Source organism: Pseudomonas putida, from assembly GCF_002906855.1.
Classification (GTDB): domain Bacteria; phylum Pseudomonadota; class Gammaproteobacteria; order Pseudomonadales; family Pseudomonadaceae; genus Aquipseudomonas; species Aquipseudomonas putida_N.
The window spans coordinates 574,281-589,416 of the sequence record NZ_MINI01000048.1 but is presented as its reverse complement, the minus strand read 5'-3'; the positions used below and the strand labels follow the sequence as shown (position 1 = coordinate 589,416).

At 63.4% G+C, this 15,136-nt stretch carries 15 protein-coding genes and 1 pseudogene; 10 read left to right on the top strand and 6 right to left on the bottom strand.

Annotated elements, in window-relative coordinates; genetic code table 11:
• Window positions 1-70 precede the first annotated feature (70 nt).
• The 4 genes from BGP85_RS25425 to BGP85_RS25410 all read left to right on the top strand — a co-directional run bounded on the left by BGP85_RS25425 (window position 71) and on the right by BGP85_RS25410 (window position 3,955).
• Complete coding sequence (locus BGP85_RS25425) at window positions 71-1,678, top strand: tetratricopeptide repeat-containing response regulator (RefSeq protein ID WP_103445682.1); 1,608 nt, start codon at window positions 71-73, stop codon at window positions 1,676-1,678.
• Complete coding sequence (locus BGP85_RS25420) at window positions 1,675-2,367, top strand: sensor histidine kinase (RefSeq protein ID WP_103445681.1); 693 nt, start codon at window positions 1,675-1,677, stop codon at window positions 2,365-2,367. The genes BGP85_RS25425 and BGP85_RS25420 overlap by 4 nt, the downstream gene beginning before the upstream one ends.
• Window positions 2,368-2,475: 108 nt before the next feature.
• Window positions 2,476-3,120: an MBL fold metallo-hydrolase gene (locus BGP85_RS25415; protein ID WP_103445680.1), complete on the top strand. Its 645-nt coding sequence runs from the start codon at window positions 2,476-2,478 to the stop codon at window positions 3,118-3,120.
• A 109-nt stretch (window positions 3,121-3,229) separates the two neighbouring features.
• A complete protein-coding gene (locus BGP85_RS25410; protein ID WP_103445679.1) occupies window positions 3,230-3,955 on the top strand; it encodes an OmpA family protein in 726 nt (241 codons plus the stop codon).
• Between the two features lie 59 nt (window positions 3,956-4,014).
• On the opposite strand, the gene pta is transcribed toward BGP85_RS25410, so the two are convergent.
• Together pta and BGP85_RS25400 are read right to left on the bottom strand one after the other, a co-directional pair.
• Window positions 4,015-6,102 carry a phosphate acetyltransferase gene (gene pta, locus BGP85_RS25405; RefSeq protein ID WP_103445678.1) on the bottom strand — a complete coding sequence of 696 codons (2,088 nt, stop codon included), beginning with the start codon at window positions 6,100-6,102 and terminating at the stop codon, window positions 4,015-4,017.
• A 31-nt stretch (window positions 6,103-6,133) separates the two neighbouring features.
• A complete protein-coding gene (locus BGP85_RS25400; RefSeq protein ID WP_103445677.1) occupies window positions 6,134-6,436 on the bottom strand; it encodes a DUF3565 domain-containing protein in 303 nt (100 codons plus the stop codon).
• On the opposite strand from BGP85_RS25400, the gene BGP85_RS25395 reads away from it, so the two are divergent.
• From BGP85_RS25395 to BGP85_RS25385, 3 genes are all read left to right on the top strand, one after another.
• Entirely contained in the window at window positions 6,435-6,920 is a 486-nt protein-coding gene (locus BGP85_RS25395) for an FKBP-type peptidyl-prolyl cis-trans isomerase (protein WP_027918346.1), read from the top strand. The two genes, BGP85_RS25400 and BGP85_RS25395, sit on opposite strands and share 2 nt — an antisense overlap.
• A 146-nt stretch (window positions 6,921-7,066) precedes the next feature.
• The gene (locus BGP85_RS25390; RefSeq protein ID WP_103445676.1) at window positions 7,067-7,549 is read left to right on the top strand and encodes a glutathione peroxidase; all 483 of its coding nucleotides are present in this window, start codon (window positions 7,067-7,069) and stop codon (window positions 7,547-7,549) included.
• Between the two features lie 124 nt (window positions 7,550-7,673).
• Window positions 7,674-8,777: an NADH:flavin oxidoreductase gene (locus tag BGP85_RS25385; RefSeq protein WP_103445675.1), complete on the top strand. Its 1,104-nt coding sequence runs from the start codon at window positions 7,674-7,676 to the stop codon at window positions 8,775-8,777.
• On the opposite strand, the gene BGP85_RS25380 is transcribed toward BGP85_RS25385, so the two are convergent.
• Entirely contained in the window at window positions 8,746-9,960 is a 1,215-nt protein-coding gene (locus tag BGP85_RS25380; protein ID WP_103445674.1) for a glycosyltransferase family 4 protein, read from the bottom strand. The two genes, BGP85_RS25385 and BGP85_RS25380, sit on opposite strands and share 32 nt — an antisense overlap.
• A gap of 158 nt (window positions 9,961-10,118) precedes the next feature.
• On the opposite strand from BGP85_RS25380, the pseudogene BGP85_RS29720 reads away from it, so the two are divergent.
• Together BGP85_RS29720 and BGP85_RS29715 are read left to right on the top strand one after the other, a co-directional pair.
• Window positions 10,119-10,868 (top strand): annotated as a pseudogene (locus BGP85_RS29720) (PAS domain-containing protein); the annotation flags it as partial.
• Window positions 10,869-11,024: 156 nt separating this feature from the next.
• Window positions 11,025-11,456: a methyl-accepting chemotaxis protein gene (locus BGP85_RS29715; RefSeq protein WP_374755346.1), complete on the top strand. Its 432-nt coding sequence runs from the start codon at window positions 11,025-11,027 to the stop codon at window positions 11,454-11,456.
• A 54-nt stretch (window positions 11,457-11,510) separates the two neighbouring features.
• Here the strand turns inward: BGP85_RS29715 and BGP85_RS25370 are convergent, their stop codons facing one another.
• Both BGP85_RS25370 and cysZ read right to left on the bottom strand, forming a co-directional pair.
• Window positions 11,511-11,900 (bottom strand): hypothetical protein, encoded by a 390-nt coding sequence (locus BGP85_RS25370; RefSeq protein WP_103445672.1) that lies wholly within the window; start codon window positions 11,898-11,900, stop codon window positions 11,511-11,513.
• 89 nt (window positions 11,901-11,989) lie between these two features.
• Window positions 11,990-12,718: a sulfate transporter CysZ gene (gene cysZ, locus BGP85_RS25365; RefSeq protein WP_103445671.1), complete on the bottom strand. Its 729-nt coding sequence runs from the start codon at window positions 12,716-12,718 to the stop codon at window positions 11,990-11,992.
• Window positions 12,719-13,031: 313 nt separating this feature from the next.
• Here cysZ and trxB point away from each other — a divergent pair, with 313 nt between their 5' ends.
• Window positions 13,032-13,994: a thioredoxin-disulfide reductase gene (gene trxB, locus BGP85_RS25360; protein ID WP_085673809.1), complete on the top strand. Its 963-nt coding sequence runs from the start codon at window positions 13,032-13,034 to the stop codon at window positions 13,992-13,994.
• Between the two features lie 54 nt (window positions 13,995-14,048).
• Here the strand turns inward: trxB and nadC are convergent, their stop codons facing one another.
• Window positions 14,049-14,897 carry a carboxylating nicotinate-nucleotide diphosphorylase gene (gene nadC / locus BGP85_RS25355; protein WP_103445670.1) on the bottom strand — a complete coding sequence of 283 codons (849 nt, stop codon included), beginning with the start codon at window positions 14,895-14,897 and terminating at the stop codon, window positions 14,049-14,051.
• Window positions 14,898-15,136: the final 239 nt, after the last annotated feature.

Here is a 15,136-nt window from a genome sequence, read left to right as displayed (position 1 = left end):
GCCGATACAAGTTTCGGCGGTATGCATCGCCTCGCGCCATCCACCCATCTTTCCAATACAGGTCGTGTTGATGCTGCAGTACGGGCAAAAGAGCTTTCTGATCGTCGACGACTTCACCGATTTTCGCACGTCGACCCGTTCCATGCTGCGCGAACTCGGCGTGCGCGATGTGGACACCGCAGACAGTGGCGAGCAGGCTTTGCGCATGTGCGGGCAGAAGCGCTACGACTATGTCCTCCAGGACTTCCACCTCGGCGACGGCAAGAAGAACGGCCAGCAGGTCCTTGAGGACCTGATCCTCGACAAGCTGATCAGCCATGAGTGCGTGTTCATCATGGTCACGGCCGAGAGCAGCCAGGCCATTGTGCTCAGTGCCCTTGAGCATGAGCCGGATGCCTACCTGACCAAGCCGTTCAACCGCGTGGGACTGGCCCAGCGCCTGGACAAACTGACCCAGCGCAAGACCCTGCTCAAGCCGATTCTGCAGGCACTCGACCGTGGTCGCCCGGCCGAAGTGCTGGCGGCGTGTGCCGAGCTGTGCAAGAAGGACCCGCGTTTCGCGCCGTTGTGCCTGCGCTATCGCGCCGACGCACTGCGTGACCTCAACCGCTTCGATGAGCTGGAAAAGTTTCTCAAGAGCATCCTCGCCAGTCGCCCGCAACCCTGGGTGTATTCGGCACTCGGCAGCCTGATGCACAAGCGCGGGCAGTACGCCCAGGCCCAGGGGGTCTACGAGCAGGCACTCAAGGCATTCCCGATCATGCCCGGGCTGTACGATGGCATGGCCGAAGTGCTGGTCGCTCAAGGCGAAACCAAGCGTGCGCAGGGCATGCTCGAAGAAGCGGTACGCTTGTCGCCCCTGGCAGTGCGCCGACAGGCCGCCCTGGGCAAGTTGGCGCTGGATAACGAAGACTTCGAAAGCGCCTCCAAGGCCTTCCGCCATGCGGTGAATCAGGGCCAGAGTTCGCGCTACAAGGATGCCGAAAGCAACCTTGGGCTGGTCCAGGCGTTGATGAGCAAGAACGCCGGCTTCGGCCTGGATGCCCGTGCCCGGGTCGAGATCAACACCGTGCTCAGCGAAGTGGCCAAAGACAACCTCGAAGACCAGGGCCTGCAAGTGCGTGCCCGGCTGATGAAGGCCGCCAGCCTGCAGCAGGCGGGCGACCCCGAAACCGCCGCCAAGCTCACCGAGCAGGCCATGCAGCGGCTGGAGAAGATGGACCAGTTTTTCTCGGTCGAAGCGGCCTTGACCGTGGCCAGGCAACTGCAATCGCTCGGCCAGGAAGCAGCTGGCGGCAGCATCCTCAAGGGCTGCGTGGAAACCTACGGCGACGACCCCAAGGTCATGCAGAGCGTGGCCAAGCTGACTAACGACCCAGCCGTACTGGGCGCGGTCACCGAAGCGGTCGACCTCAACCGCCAGGGTGTGCGCAGCTATCAGGCCGGGCAACTCAACGAGGCCTTGCAGATGTTCCGCAAGGCCCTGTCGCTGCAACCGAAAAACATCAGTATCGCGCTCAACACGGCGCAGGCCTTGCTGCGCATCGGTGGCGAGGTGACACCGCCGGCAATCCAGCAGGAATGCCGCGACTGCCTGGCCCGCGTAGCTGGCATCCCGGCCAGCGACAGCCGCTACGACCGCTACCGCAAACTGCACATCAAGGTCTTCGGCGCATGAGCCAGGATAACCAGGGGCTGGATTTTTCCACGGTGATCGCCTCCACCGTGCATGACCTGAAGAACTCGCTGTCGGCGCTGATCCAGTCCCATGACCAGTGGCTGGCACGGCTGCCTGAAGAGTGGCGTAGCGGTACTGAGCAGGGTGTGATCGAGCATGAGTTCCGTCATCTCAATGGCATGCTGGTGCAGTTGCTGGGGCTGTACAAACTGGGGGTGAACCAGTTGCCGGTATGCCCGGACTACCACGAGCTGGATGACTTCATCGAAGCGCAGCTGGCGGCCCACCAGGAAGTGCTGCAGCACAACGACATCCTCGCCACCTGGCGTGTCGAGACCGACAACCCGCTGGGCTTTTTCGACCGCGAACTGGTGGCCTCGGTGATCGCCAATGTGATCACCAACGCCACCCGCTATGCCGGCCATGCGCTGCTGGTCAGCATCGGCGAGAAAGACGAGCACCTGGTCATCAGCGTCAACGACGACGGCCCGGGTTACCCGGCGCGGATGCTCGAGCGCCAGCAGGATTACGTGCAGGGTATCGACTCGCAGAGCGGCAGCACCGGGCTCGGGCTGTATTTCGCGGCGCGGATTGCGGCATTGCATGAGCGAAACGGCGTGCGTGGGCGAATCGAGATTGCCAACGGTGGCGCGCTTGGGGGTGGGTTGTTCAGGTTGTATTTGCCATAGCATCAGGGCTGCAAGGTGCCTGCCACAACATCTGTAGCGCCTGTGAGCCCCCCCAAGACAGGCACCCCAGACCCACGCTACCATCCCGGCAGCCGCCAGGAGCCCCTCATGAACTCTGCCCCAACCACGCTGATCCGCGAAACTTTCCCCGTTGGCCCTTTGCAGTGCAACTGCACACTGATTGGCGACCCCGTCAGCAAGAAGGCCATTGTCGTCGACCCAGGCGGTGACCCGGACAAGATCCTCGCCCGCCTGCAGGCCCATGGCCTGACGCTGGTGAGCATCATCCACACCCACGCGCATTTCGACCATTTCCTCGCTTCGGGCAAGCTCAAGGAACTCACCGGCGCTACCTTGCACCTGCACAAGCAGGACCAGCCGCTGTGGGACAACCTGGAAATGCAATGCCAGATGTTCGGCGTGCCCTATACCCCAGTACCGTCGCCAGACCGTTGGCTGGGCGATGACGAGGAACTCGCCTGCGGTTGTGGCGTGGCCCTGCACACGCCTGGGCACACGCCAGGCTCGATGAGTTTCTGGTTCGCCGATGCCAAGCTGCTGATCGCCGGCGACACCCTGTTCCGTCGCGGCATCGGCCGTACCGACCTGTGGGGCGGTGACCAGCGCGCCATCGTTCGCTCGATCAAGGAGCGGCTGTATCGCCTGGACGAAGACGCTATCGTGGTCACCGGCCACGGGCCGGATACGCGCCTCGGCGACGAGATGCGCGAGAACCCCTTCGTACGGGTTTGAGCCTGGATGAAAAGCCTTTCATGGAATTTTTCCGTATCCTGGCGATCTATGCCTGGCATAGATCCCTTTGCGATCTGCCGAACACACGAATTTTTGTAGGAGCTTGTCCATGTTCACCATGCGTCGTCTGATTATCGTCGCAACCGTTGCAGCCCTGATGACTGGCTGCGCCGGGCAGAATCCTTATGACAGTCAAGGCCAGGCTCAGGGCGATTCCTCGGGCATGAGCAAGACCGCCAAGTACGGCGGCCTGGGCGCGCTGGCCGGTGCTGTTGCCGGTGCCGCCATCAACCACAACAACCGTGGCAAGGGCGCACTGATCGGCGCTGCCGCAGTCGGCGCCGCCGCTGCTGGTTACGGCTACTACGCCGACAAGCAGGAAGCCGAGCTGCGCGCGAAAATGGCCAACACGGGCGTCGAAGTTCAGCGCCAGGGCGACCAGATCAAGCTGATCATGCCGGGCAACATCACCTTCGCCACCGACTCGGCCAACATTTCGCCTAGCTTCTACAACCCGCTGAACAACCTGGCCAACTCGTTCAAGTCGTTCAACCAGAACACCATCGAAGTGGTGGGCTTCACCGACAGCACCGGCAGCCGCCAGCACAACATGGACCTGTCCCAGCGCCGTGCGCAGGCTGTCAGCACCTACCTGACCTCGCAGGGCGTGGATGCTTCGCGTGTAACGGTGCGCGGCATGGGCCCGGACCAGCCGATCGCCAGCAACGCCGACGCCAATGGTCGCGCACAGAACCGCCGCGTAGAGGTCAACCTGAAGCCTATTCCAGGTCAGCAGTATGACCAGCAGCAGGGTCAGGTTCAGCAGTACCCGTAAGCCGTTCAGTACGGCGCAATGAAAAAGGGCAGGCCGGTAACGGCCTGCCCTTTTTCATTTCAGCGGATGCTGCTGGCCTGAATCGCCGTCAAGGCGATGGTATGGACGATATCGTCCACCTGTGCCCCTCGCGGCAAGTCGTTCACCGGCTTGCGCAACCCCTGCAGCATCGGCCCCAGGCTGACCCCGTCGGTGCTGCGTTGCACCGCCTTGTGGGTGGTGTTGCCAGTGTTCAGGTCAGGGAACACGAACACCGTCGCCCGCCCGGCCACCTCGCTCTCAGGGGCCAGCTGGCGAGCGACCTGCGGGTTGGCAGCGGCGTCGTACTGCAGCGGCCCGTCGATCAGCAGCCCTTGCTCCGCCGCCTGTGCCAGGCGCGTGGCTTCGCGTACTTTCTCCACTTCCTCGTCACTGGCCGAATCGCTCGAGTAACTGATCATCGCCACCCGTGGTGCGATGCCGAAGGCCTGCGCCGACTCGGCGCTCTGCCGGGCGATCTCGGCCAGCTCGCTGGCGCTGGGGTGCGGGTTCATCACGCAGTCGCCGTACACCAGCACCTGCTCGGGGAACAGCATGAAGAACACCGACGACACCAGGCTGGCGCCGGGCGCGGTCTTGATCAGTTGCAGCGCCGGGCGGATGGTGTTGGCGGTGGAATGCACCAGGCCCGAGACCAGGCCATCGACCTCGTCCAGAGCCAGCATCATGGTGCCGATCACCACCGGGTCTTCCAGCTGCTGCTCGGCCATGGGCGCGTTGAGGTTCTTGCTCTTGCGCAGGTTGACCATCGGCTCGACATAGCGCCCGCGAATCAGTTCCGGGTCGAGGATCTCCAGGTCCGGCGGCAGGGTGATGCCCTGTGCACGGGCCACGGCTTCGACTGCCTCGGGCTTGGCCAACAGCACGCAACGGGCGATGCCACGCGCCTGGCAGATCGCTGCGGCCTGCACCAGCAGCGGCTCGGCACCTTCCGGCAGGACGATGCGCTTGTTGGCCTGTTGTGCCCGCTGGATCAGCTGGTAACGGAACACCGCCGGCGACAGGCGCATTTCCCGTGGCGTGCCGCAGCGCTGGTGCAACCAGGTGGCGTCCAGGTGGCTGGCGACGAAGTCGGTGATGAATTCGGCGCGGTCACGGTCATCCACCGGGATTTCGCGGTTCAGCGAGTTAAGCAGGTTGGCGGTGTCGTAGGAGCCGGTACTGACCGACAGAATCGGCAGGCCGGCCTGCAGGGCACCGCGGCACAGGCCGAGGATGCGAGCATCAGGCTTGCTGTCGCTGGTCAGCAGCAGGCCGGCCAGGGGCACGCCGTTGATTGCGGCCAGGCTCACGGCCAGGATGATGTCATCGCGATCGCCCGGGGTCACCACCAGGGTCCCCGGTGTCAGCAGCGGTACCGTATTGGCCACGGTGCGGGCGCAGATGATGATCTTGTTCATCCGCCGCTGCTCGTAGTCGCCGGCGTTGAGCACCTGGGCGCCGAGCAGTTCGGCCACGTCGCGGGTGCGCGGGGCGTTCAGCTCGGGCTGGTAGGGAATGCAGCCGAGCAGGCGGAAGTCGTTGCCGCGCAGCAGTGGCGAGTGCTCGCGCAGGCGGGTGGCGAAGTCGGCCATGCTCTCGTCGGTGCGCACCTTGTTGAGGATCACCCCCAGCACTTTCGGGTCGCGTGGGCCACCGAACAGCTGGGCCTGCAGTTCGACCCGCCCGGACAGCTCGCTGAGCACTTCGTTTTCCGGGGCGGAAACCAGGATCACTTCGGCATCCAGGCTTTTGGCCAGGTGCAGGTTGACCCGTGCGGCGTAACTGGCGTGGCGGGTCGGCACCATACCCTCGACCACCACCACGTCATTACCGACACAGGCTTGCTGGTACAGGCGGATGATTTCTTCGAGCAACTCGTCCAGCTGGCCATCGCCAAGCATGCGCTCGACTTGGGCCAGGCTCAGTGGCACCGGTGGCTTGATGCCGTGGGTGCGGGCGACCAGTTCGGTGGAACGCTCCGGGCCGGTGTCGCCGGGATGAGGCTGGGCGATCGGCTTGAAAAAACCGACCTTGAGCCCGGCGCGTTCCAGGGTGCGGAGCAGGCCCAGGCTGATGGAGGTCAGGCCGACACCAAAGTCGGTCGGCGCAATGAAAAATGTCTGCATGCGTGCTTCTCGAAATAAGCGGTGCAAGGAATCAACGGCCAAGGGTAGCGCTATCGGCCCCTTGTGCGCACCAGCCGCAAGCGAATGGCTGGCCGATGCGCTCGGCGCGCTGTTCGGCGTCGAGCACCCACGGGCGTGCCTGCCACGGTGGCTGGTGGCGCAGGTGCTGGGTGTGGCCGCAGGACAGCTCGACCACCCAGTGGCCTTCTTCGTCCTGCTGGAAGCCGGTGATCCGACTGATGGGTCGCCCCTCGTCCGCGCTGCGGTCGCATTCAGGCGATGCCTTGGTTACACTTGTCCGCTCTACATACTTTTGCAAAAGGTCTTGCCCCATGCTGATCGCCGCCAACAAGGCTGTCTCCATCGACTATACCCTGACCAACGACGCCGGGGAGACCATCGACAGCTCCGCCGGCGGTGCGCCGCTGGTTTACCTGCACGGTGCCGCCAACATCATCCCAGGCCTGGAAAAAGCCCTGGAAGGCAAGCAAGCCGGTGACGAGCTGGAAGTTGCCATCGAGCCGGAAGACGCCTACGGCGAATACCTGGCCGAGCTGGTCAGCACCCTGAATCGCAGCCTGTTCGAAGGCGTCGACCAACTGGAAGTCGGCATGCAGTTCCACGCATCGGCGCCAGACGGCCAGATGCAGATCGTCACCATCCGCGACATCGACGGCGACGACATCACCGTTGACGGCAACCACCCACTGGCTGGCCAGCGCCTGAACTTCAAGGTCAAGGTTGTCGACGTGCGTGACGCCAGCGAAGAAGAAATCGCTCACCGTCACATCCACGGTGAAGGCGGCCATCACCACTGATTTTCTGCGCTAAGCTCAGAAAGTCGCCAGGCGCTCGGACAAGCCGGCATGCCTCCCCAGCGGGAGGTGCGCGGCTTGGAAGAGCGCCTTTTTAGTGGGCGAAATTTGCCCCCTGCGGCAACCGGGAACCTGAGAGGGGATTCATCATGAGTGCATTTCATGACCTGACGTTGAAGGCGCTGAACGGCGAGGACCTGCCCCTGGCACCGTTCAAGGGCCAGGTGGTGCTGGTGGTCAATGTCGCCTCCAAGTGTGGCCTGACGCCGCAATACGCTTCGCTGGAAAAGCTCCATCAGCAATTCAAGGGCAAGGGCTTCAATGTTCTGGGCCTGCCCTGCAACCAGTTTGCCGGCCAGGAGCCGGGCAGCGAGAAGGAAATTCAGGAGTTCTGCCGCCTCAACTATGGCGTCAGCTTCCCGCTAGGGGCCAAGCTGGAGGTCAATGGCCATGAGCGTCACCAGCTGTACCGTCTGCTGGCGGGTGAGGGGGCGGAATTCCCTGGTGACATAACCTGGAACTTCGAAAAGTTCCTGGTGGGCAAGGACGGTCGGGTGCTGGCGCGCTTTGCCCCGCGTACCACTCCTGACGATCCAGTGGTGATCCAGGCCATCGAGAAAGCCCTGAATTGATCTTTTGCCGGGGCGCGAAGCGGCCCCGGCGATGTACCAGAATCACTCAAATCAATAATGCTGGGCCCAGCCTCTCGCACCCCCTAACCTCAGGCGCATTTCCTACCCCAGACGGAAGCGCCCCATGCCCAGCAACCCCCTGTTCCAGCCTTTCACCCTCGGCGCGCTCGAGCTGCCGACCCGCGTCGTCATGGCGCCCATGACCCGTACCTTCTGCCCGGGTGGCGTGCCACACGCCGGCGTGGTCGAGTACTACCGCCGCCGTGCTGCGGCAGGCGTGGGGCTGATCATCACCGAGGGCACCACGGTCGGGCACAAGGCAGCCAACGGCTACCCCAATGTGCCGCGCTTCCATGGTGAAGATGCCTTGGCTGGCTGGAAGCAGGTGGTCGACGCAGTGCATGCCGAAGGCGGCCGTATCGTGCCGCAGCTGTGGCACGTCGGCATGGTGCGCCGCCTGGGCACCGAGCCGGACGCCAGCGTGCCGGGTTACGGGCCGAGCGAGAAGGTCAAGGACGGCCAGGTGCTGGTGCATGGCATGACCCATGACGACATCCGCGACGTGATCGCCGCCTTTGCCCAAGCGGCCCGCGATGCCAAGGCCATCGGCATGGACGGCGTGGAGATCCATGGCGCCCACGGCTACCTGATCGACCAGTTCTTCTGGGAGGCCAGCAACCGTCGCAGCGACGAATATGGCGGTGACCTGGCCGGCCGCTCGCGCTTTGCCATCGAGCTGATCGAGGCCGTGCGCGCTGCCGTGGGGCCGGACTTCCCGATCATCTTCCGCTTCTCGCAGTGGAAGCAGCAGGACTACAGCGCACGTCTGGTGGAAACGCCGGAAGCACTGGCAGCTTTCCTCGAACCGCTGTCGGCGGCGGGTGTGGATATCTTCCACTGCTCGACCCGGCGCTTCTGGGAGCCTGAGTTCGAAGGTTGCGAGCTGAACCTGGCCGGCTGGACTCGCACACTCACCGGCAAGCCGACCATCACTGTCGGCAGCGTGGGGCTCGATGGCGAGTTCCTGCAGTTCATGGTCGCCACTGACAAGGTTGCCAAGCCGGCCAGCCTGGAAGGCTTGCTGCGCCGTCTGGGCGACGAAGAGTTCGACCTGGTGGCGGTTGGCCGTGCCCTGCTGGTGGACGCCGAGTGGGCGCAGAAGGTGCGCGAAGGGCGTGAAGCGGATGTGCTGCCGTTCAGCCGTGAGGCGTTGACGACTCTGGCTTGATCGCCAGCGCGGCGCCTGTCGGTTGGCTGCCGGCAGGTGCCGTGTGGCAAGCGTTGAACAAGTGCGACTCGAATTGCTCGACGATCGCCGGCCAGCCTTGGCGGCTGGCATGCTGGCGGGCGTTCAGGCGAACCCGGCGCAGGGTTTCGCTTTCTTCCAGCAGCCAGCAGGCGGCATCGATGAATGCGCACTGGTCGCCAGGCATCGCCAGCGCGCCGCTGTGGCCATGGCGGATGTGCTGGGCCGCGGCAGCTTCATCGTAGGCGACCACGGCCAGCCCCGAGGCCATGGCTTCGAGCACCACGTTGCCAAAGGTTTCGGTCAGGCTCGGGAACAGGAACAGGTCGCCGCTGGCGTAGTGTTCGGCCAGTGCTTCGCCGCGCTGGGCGCCGCAGAACACCGCATCCGGCATCTGCTGTTCGAGGGCTGCCCGCTGCGGGCCATCACCCACCACCACCAGGCGCAGGCGCCGCTGTGGATAAGTTTTCTGCAAGGCGTGCAGGCACGGCTGCAGCAGCGTCAGGTTCTTTTCCGCGGCCAGGCGCCCGACGTGGAGCACGGCGATGTCGTCTGCGCCGAGCCCCCAGCTTTCGCGTAACGCCTGGCTGCGTCGGGCCGGGTTGAACAGGCTGGCATCGACGCCCCTGGCCATCAAGGCCAGGCGCTCGAACCCGCGGCGTTCCAGTTCCAGGCGCTGGCTGACGCTGGGCACCAAGGTGGCGGCGGTGCGCCGATGGAACCAGCGCAGGTAATGGGTGAGCAGGCGTGCGAGCAAGCCGAGGCCGTACTGGCCGGAGTATTGCGGGAAATTGGTGTGAAAGCCGCTGACCACGGCCACCCCCAGGCGCCGGGCAGCGCGCAGGGCACTCAAGCCCAATGGCCCTTCGGTGGCGATATACAGCACGTCCGGGCGCTGCCGGCGCCAGCGGCGCAACAGCTTGTGCATCGACACCTCGCCCCACTGCAGGCCGGGGTAGCCGGGTAGTGCCCAGCCACGGCAGAGCAACAGGCCCTGGTCATCGTCCGCCGGTGCCTCGTTGGCTTGCCGTGGGCGAACGATTTCCACCTGGTGGCCACGCTGTCGCAAACCTTCGCTGAGGCGGCCAAGGGTATTGGCCACACCGTTTATTTCGGGTGGGAAGGTTTCGCTGACAAGGCAGATACGTAGGGCAGATGTATTCATGACAAAAAGTGTCCACCTGCCGCGTTGCGCTCACATGACAACCTTGTGACGCGCAAGTGACGCCTGATTTCCGGCAGTTTCGCCTGTGTGAATATTTCTTTGCAGGGTGCTCAAGCGGCACGCGGCGCAGCCGATGAAGATGCATTCGAATCGGTTTGATGCGCTCCGGGAGTGCGGTGATGTTCAACAGCAAGCTCAAGAAAGAAATCCAGCAACTGCGCGAAGAGCTGATGGCCGTCGAGCAGGTCAAGAGCAGCCTCGACAGCGAGATGCTGGTGCTGCAGCTCGACCCCCAGGGGCGCATCAAGCAGGTCAACGGCAATTTCGAGAGTGAAATGCTCTACCGCGCCGAGCAACTCATTGGCCGCAACATCGAAGAAATCGTGCCAGCGCATGTGAAGACGCTCGACTTCTACCAGCGCATGAAGAACGCCATCAGCCGTGGCGAGCACCTCAACGGTGCCTTCCGCCTGTTGCGCGGAAATGGCCAGGAGGCGTGGCTGCGTTCGATCCTCCAGCCGGTGAAGGGCGCGGATGGCCGGATCAGGCATTTTTCCATGCACTCCAGCGACCTGACCCGGACCATTGAAGCCTCGCGTGAGCACGAGAGCCTGATCAAGGCACTGATGCGCTCCACCGCCGTGATCGAATTCAGCCTCAACGGCGAGGTGCTGACTGCCAACGACCGCTTCCTGCAGACGGTGGGCTACAGCTTGGAACAGGTGCGTGGCAAGCATCACCGCATGTTCTGCGAACCGGAGGAAGCCAACTCGGCGGGTTACCAGGCATTCTGGGACAAACTGCGCCGTGGCGAGTACGTGGCCGATCGTTTCAAGCGAATCGACGCCCATGGGCGCACGATCTGGCTGGAGGCGTCCTACAACCCGATCTTCGATGCCCATGACGTGCTGTACAAGGTGGTCAAGTTCGCCACCGTGATCACCGACCAGGTCAATCAGGAGCAGGCGGTGGCGCAGGCTGCCGACATTGCCTACAACACCTCCCTGGAGACCGACAGCAGCGCTCGCAAGGCCACCGATGTGGTGACCCAGACCGTGGACGTGATGCGTGGGCTGGAAGGCTCCATGCAGGAGGCTGCCGAGGGTATCCAGGCGCTGGACAGGCAGTCCAAGGTGATTGGCGCAATCATCAAGACCATCAGCGACATCGCCGGGCAGACCAATCTGCTGGCGCTCAACGCCGCCATCGAAGCCGCCCGCGCCGGCGAGCAGGGGCGGGGCTTCGCCGTGGTCGCCGACGAAGTGCGGCAGCTGGCCTCGCGTACCAGCAGCGCCACCGAGGAGATTGCCAAGGTGGTGCAGCAGAACGAGCAGCTGGCCCAGGCGGCGGTGGACATCATCGACACCAGCAAGCGCCAGGCCGAACAAGGGCTGGCGCTGGCTGCGGATACCGGTGGGGTGATTGTCGAGATCCAGGAAGGGGCGAAGAAGGTGGTGGATGCGGTGGGGCAGTTTTCCAGCCAGTTGAGCCACTGATAACGGCTCAAGAGGGCAAAGGGCTCAGGCTGGCCCCTTTGCTCAGGGTGTAGGTCAATCGGCCTGTTCGGTTTGCTTGATGTGCCGGTAGACGGTCGAGACGGCGTCGTGAACAGCTGCCAGATCGACAGCTACATGAAACTCCTCCCCATTCACACCAAGAGCGGTGAAGATGCCTCCGGCTGGCCCGATAGTGGGGGCTTCACTTTGCAGTACTGCATCGACCAGCAACTCCACCAGGGGTTGGCTGTAGTTGACCGCGCCGCTGTTGGAGTCCCAGGTGGTGTAGTGCAAGCGCTCGATTGGCTCATGGATGTCATTGGCTTGCAGAGCCTCGTGCAGCCGCCACTTTACTCGCTGCTCGGCGATGACCTTGCCCTGAAGATGTTCTGGGATTCCCGCAAGCTCAATGAAGTCTTTCGATTTGACGTCTGTGAATTCCATCTTTGATCTCCAGTGGTTAGAAGGCCACGACGGTGCGGCCTTGAGCGCATTGAAGATCGAACAGAGCCGAGGCAGGTGCCACATATCTACTACGTGCGCTCACGCACCCAGAACAGCGTGGCCCCCGCCACTGCCGCCGGCATCATCAACACGTTCACGCCCGGAATGAGCAAGGCCAGGTAGGTAATCCCGCCAAACCCCATCGACTGCCAGCGCTTCTGCCGCAGCCAGGCGAGCATGTCTTGCCAGCTCATCTTGTTGTTGTCCGCCGGGTAGTCGATGTACTGGATGGCCATCATCCACACGCCGAACACCAACCACAGCGGTGCGGCGATCACGTTGACCACCGGGATCAGCGACAGGATGAACAGGCCGATGGCCCGTGGCAGGAAGTAGCCGAGCTTGCGCATCTCGCGGCTGAAGGTGCGTGGCACCATGGCCACCAGTTCGCCCCAGCTGAACGCCGGGAACGGGTCCTGGCCGCGTACCACCACTTCTACCTTTTCCGCGAGAAAGCCGTTGAACGGCGCGGCAATGACGTTGGCCACCAGGGTGAAGGTGAAGAACACCATCAGCACCAGCAAGGCGACGAACAGTGGCCAGAGAATGTAGGAAAGGAAGCTCAGCCAGCTGGGCAGGGTCGGCATCAGCGCGTCGAGCCACAGGCTGAACTCGTGGCCGGCGAAGTAGATCAGGCCGCCGAACAGCAGCAGGTTGATCGCCAGCGGCAACAGCACGAACATCCGCAGGTTGGGGCTCAGCACCAGTTTCAGGCCTTCGCGCAGGTACTGGGGGCCGGAGAGGACAGGGGCTTGCATCGGGACACTCCGCAGAGAAGGGAAAACGCGCTGACCTTACCGAGTTTGCCGCGCCGACGAAAGGCAGGCGGACATGAAGAAACCGGCTGTAACAAATGCGCCAGGGCCGTTTGCCCAGGTGAAATTCGCAGATAGAGGATGCCTATGAGGTGGATTGTCGAAGGATATTTCCTTAATCTCTGCCACCTCGCTACAGTGCGCTCAACTTTCCGCTTTCAGGGCCTGTGCGTTGTAGCACTTCCCCAAGTGCTGCGCAGGTCCTTTTTAATTTCCAGCTGGCGGCCCCGTTGGGCCCGCTCGACAGGAGTTCGACATGTCTGAAGTACGTCATTCGCGCGTCATCATCCTTGGTTCCGGCCCTGCCGGTTACAGCGCCGCGGTCTACGCCGCCCGCGCCAACCTCAAGCCACTGCTGATCACCGGCATGCAGGCGGGTGGCCAGCTGACCACCACCACCGAAGTCGACAACTGGCCGGGCGACCCCCACGGCTTGACCGGCCCGGCCCTGATGCAGCGCATGCAGGAGCACGCCGAGCGTTTCGAGACCGAAATCGTCTTCGACCACATCAATGCCGTCGACCTGGCCAACAAGCCGTTCACCCTGCAGGGTGACAGCGGCAAGTACACCTGCGACGCGCTGATCATCGCCACCGGCGCCAGCGCCCGTTACCTGGGCCTGCCGTCGGAAGAAGCGTTCATGGGCAAGGGCGTGTCGGCCTGCGCCACCTGCGACGGCTTCTTCTACCGCAACAAGCCGGTCGCCGTGGTCGGCGGCGGCAACACTGCCGTGGAAGAAGCGCTGTACCTGGCCAACATCGCCAGCAAGGTGACCCTGGTGCACCGCCGTGAAACCTTCCGCGCCGAGAAGATCCTGGTCGACAAGCTCAACGCCCGAGTTGCCGAAGGCAAGATCGAGCTCAAGCTCAACGCCACCCTGGACGAAGTGCTGGGTGACAACATGGGCGTGACCGGTGCGCGCCTGAAGAACAACGATGGCAGCAGCGACGAAATCAAGGTCGACGGCGTGTTCATCGCCATCGGCCACACCCCGAACACCTCGCTGTTCGAAGGCCAGCTGACCCTCAAGGACGGCTACCTGGTGGTTGCCGGCGGCCGTGAAGGCAACGCCACCGCCACCAACGTCGAAGGTGTGTTCGCTGCGGGCGATGTGGCTGACCACGTTTACCGTCAGGCCATCACCTCGGCCGGTGCCGGCTGCATGGCAGCACTGGACGTCGAGCGTTACCTGGACGGCCTGGCCAACGCCTCGTTCTGATTCAGGAAATAAAAAACCGGCCATCTGGCCGGTTTTTTCATGCCTGCGATTCGCTCACAGGCTCAGTCGCATCGACAGGTCCACGGCCTTCACATCCTTGGTCATGGCGCCAATCGAGATATAGTCGACGCCGGTCTCGGCAATCACGCGCAGGGTGGTTTCGTTGACCCCGCCACTGGCTTCCAGCTTGGCCTTGCCAGCGTTGATGCGCACCGCTTCGCGCATTTCATCCAGGGTCAGCTCGTCGAGCATGATGATGTCGGCGCCCGCATTTAGCGCCTGACGCAGTTCATCCAGGCTTTCCACTTCGATTTCCACCGGCTTGCCCGGGGCAATGCGGTGCGCAGCCGCCACGGCCTCGGCCACGCCACCGCTGGCGGCAATGTGGTTTTCCTTGATCAGGAAGGCGTCATACAGGCCGATGCGGTGGTTGTGGCAACCGCCGCAGGTGACTGCGTACTTCTGCGCCAGGCGCAGGCCCGGCAGGGTCTTGCGGGTGTCGAGCAGCTGCACCTGGGTGCCTTCGACCAGGTCGGCCAGGAAGCGCGCACGGGTGGCCACACCCGACAGCATCTGCAGGAAGTTCAGTGCGCTGCGCTCACCGCTGAGCAGCGAACGCGCCGGGCCTTCGAGGTGGAACAGCGGCTGATTGGCGGTGGCGCGCTCGCCATCGGCCACCTGCCAGTGCACGGCCACGCGCGGGTCAAGCTGACGGAACACGGCATCGACCCAGGCGGTGCCGGCAATCACGCAGTCTTCGCGGGTGATGATGGTGGCCTTGGCCAGGCGCTCGGCCGGGATCAGCTGCGCGGTGATGTCGCCGCTGCCGATGTCCTCCAGCAGTGCACGGCGCACATTGGCTTCGATCTCGGCGGTCAGGTCGGCAAGGCGTAGGTTCGGCATGGTCGGCTCCACAAGCTAGATGCCGGCGATTATAGGGCAGGGGGGCTACGCCGTGTACAGCTTGCCTTGCAGGTGACCACTGGTCAGATCAAATGAGCATTTTCCCGAAAACAGAGTCACTTGCCGGCCAGTGAAGAGTGCTGGCAGCTGTCGGCATTTTTACCGATAATGGCGCCTAACAATTGGCGTCATAGCTTTGACGATTTTTCGCGCTGTCGAATACATTACCCAGCAAGGAG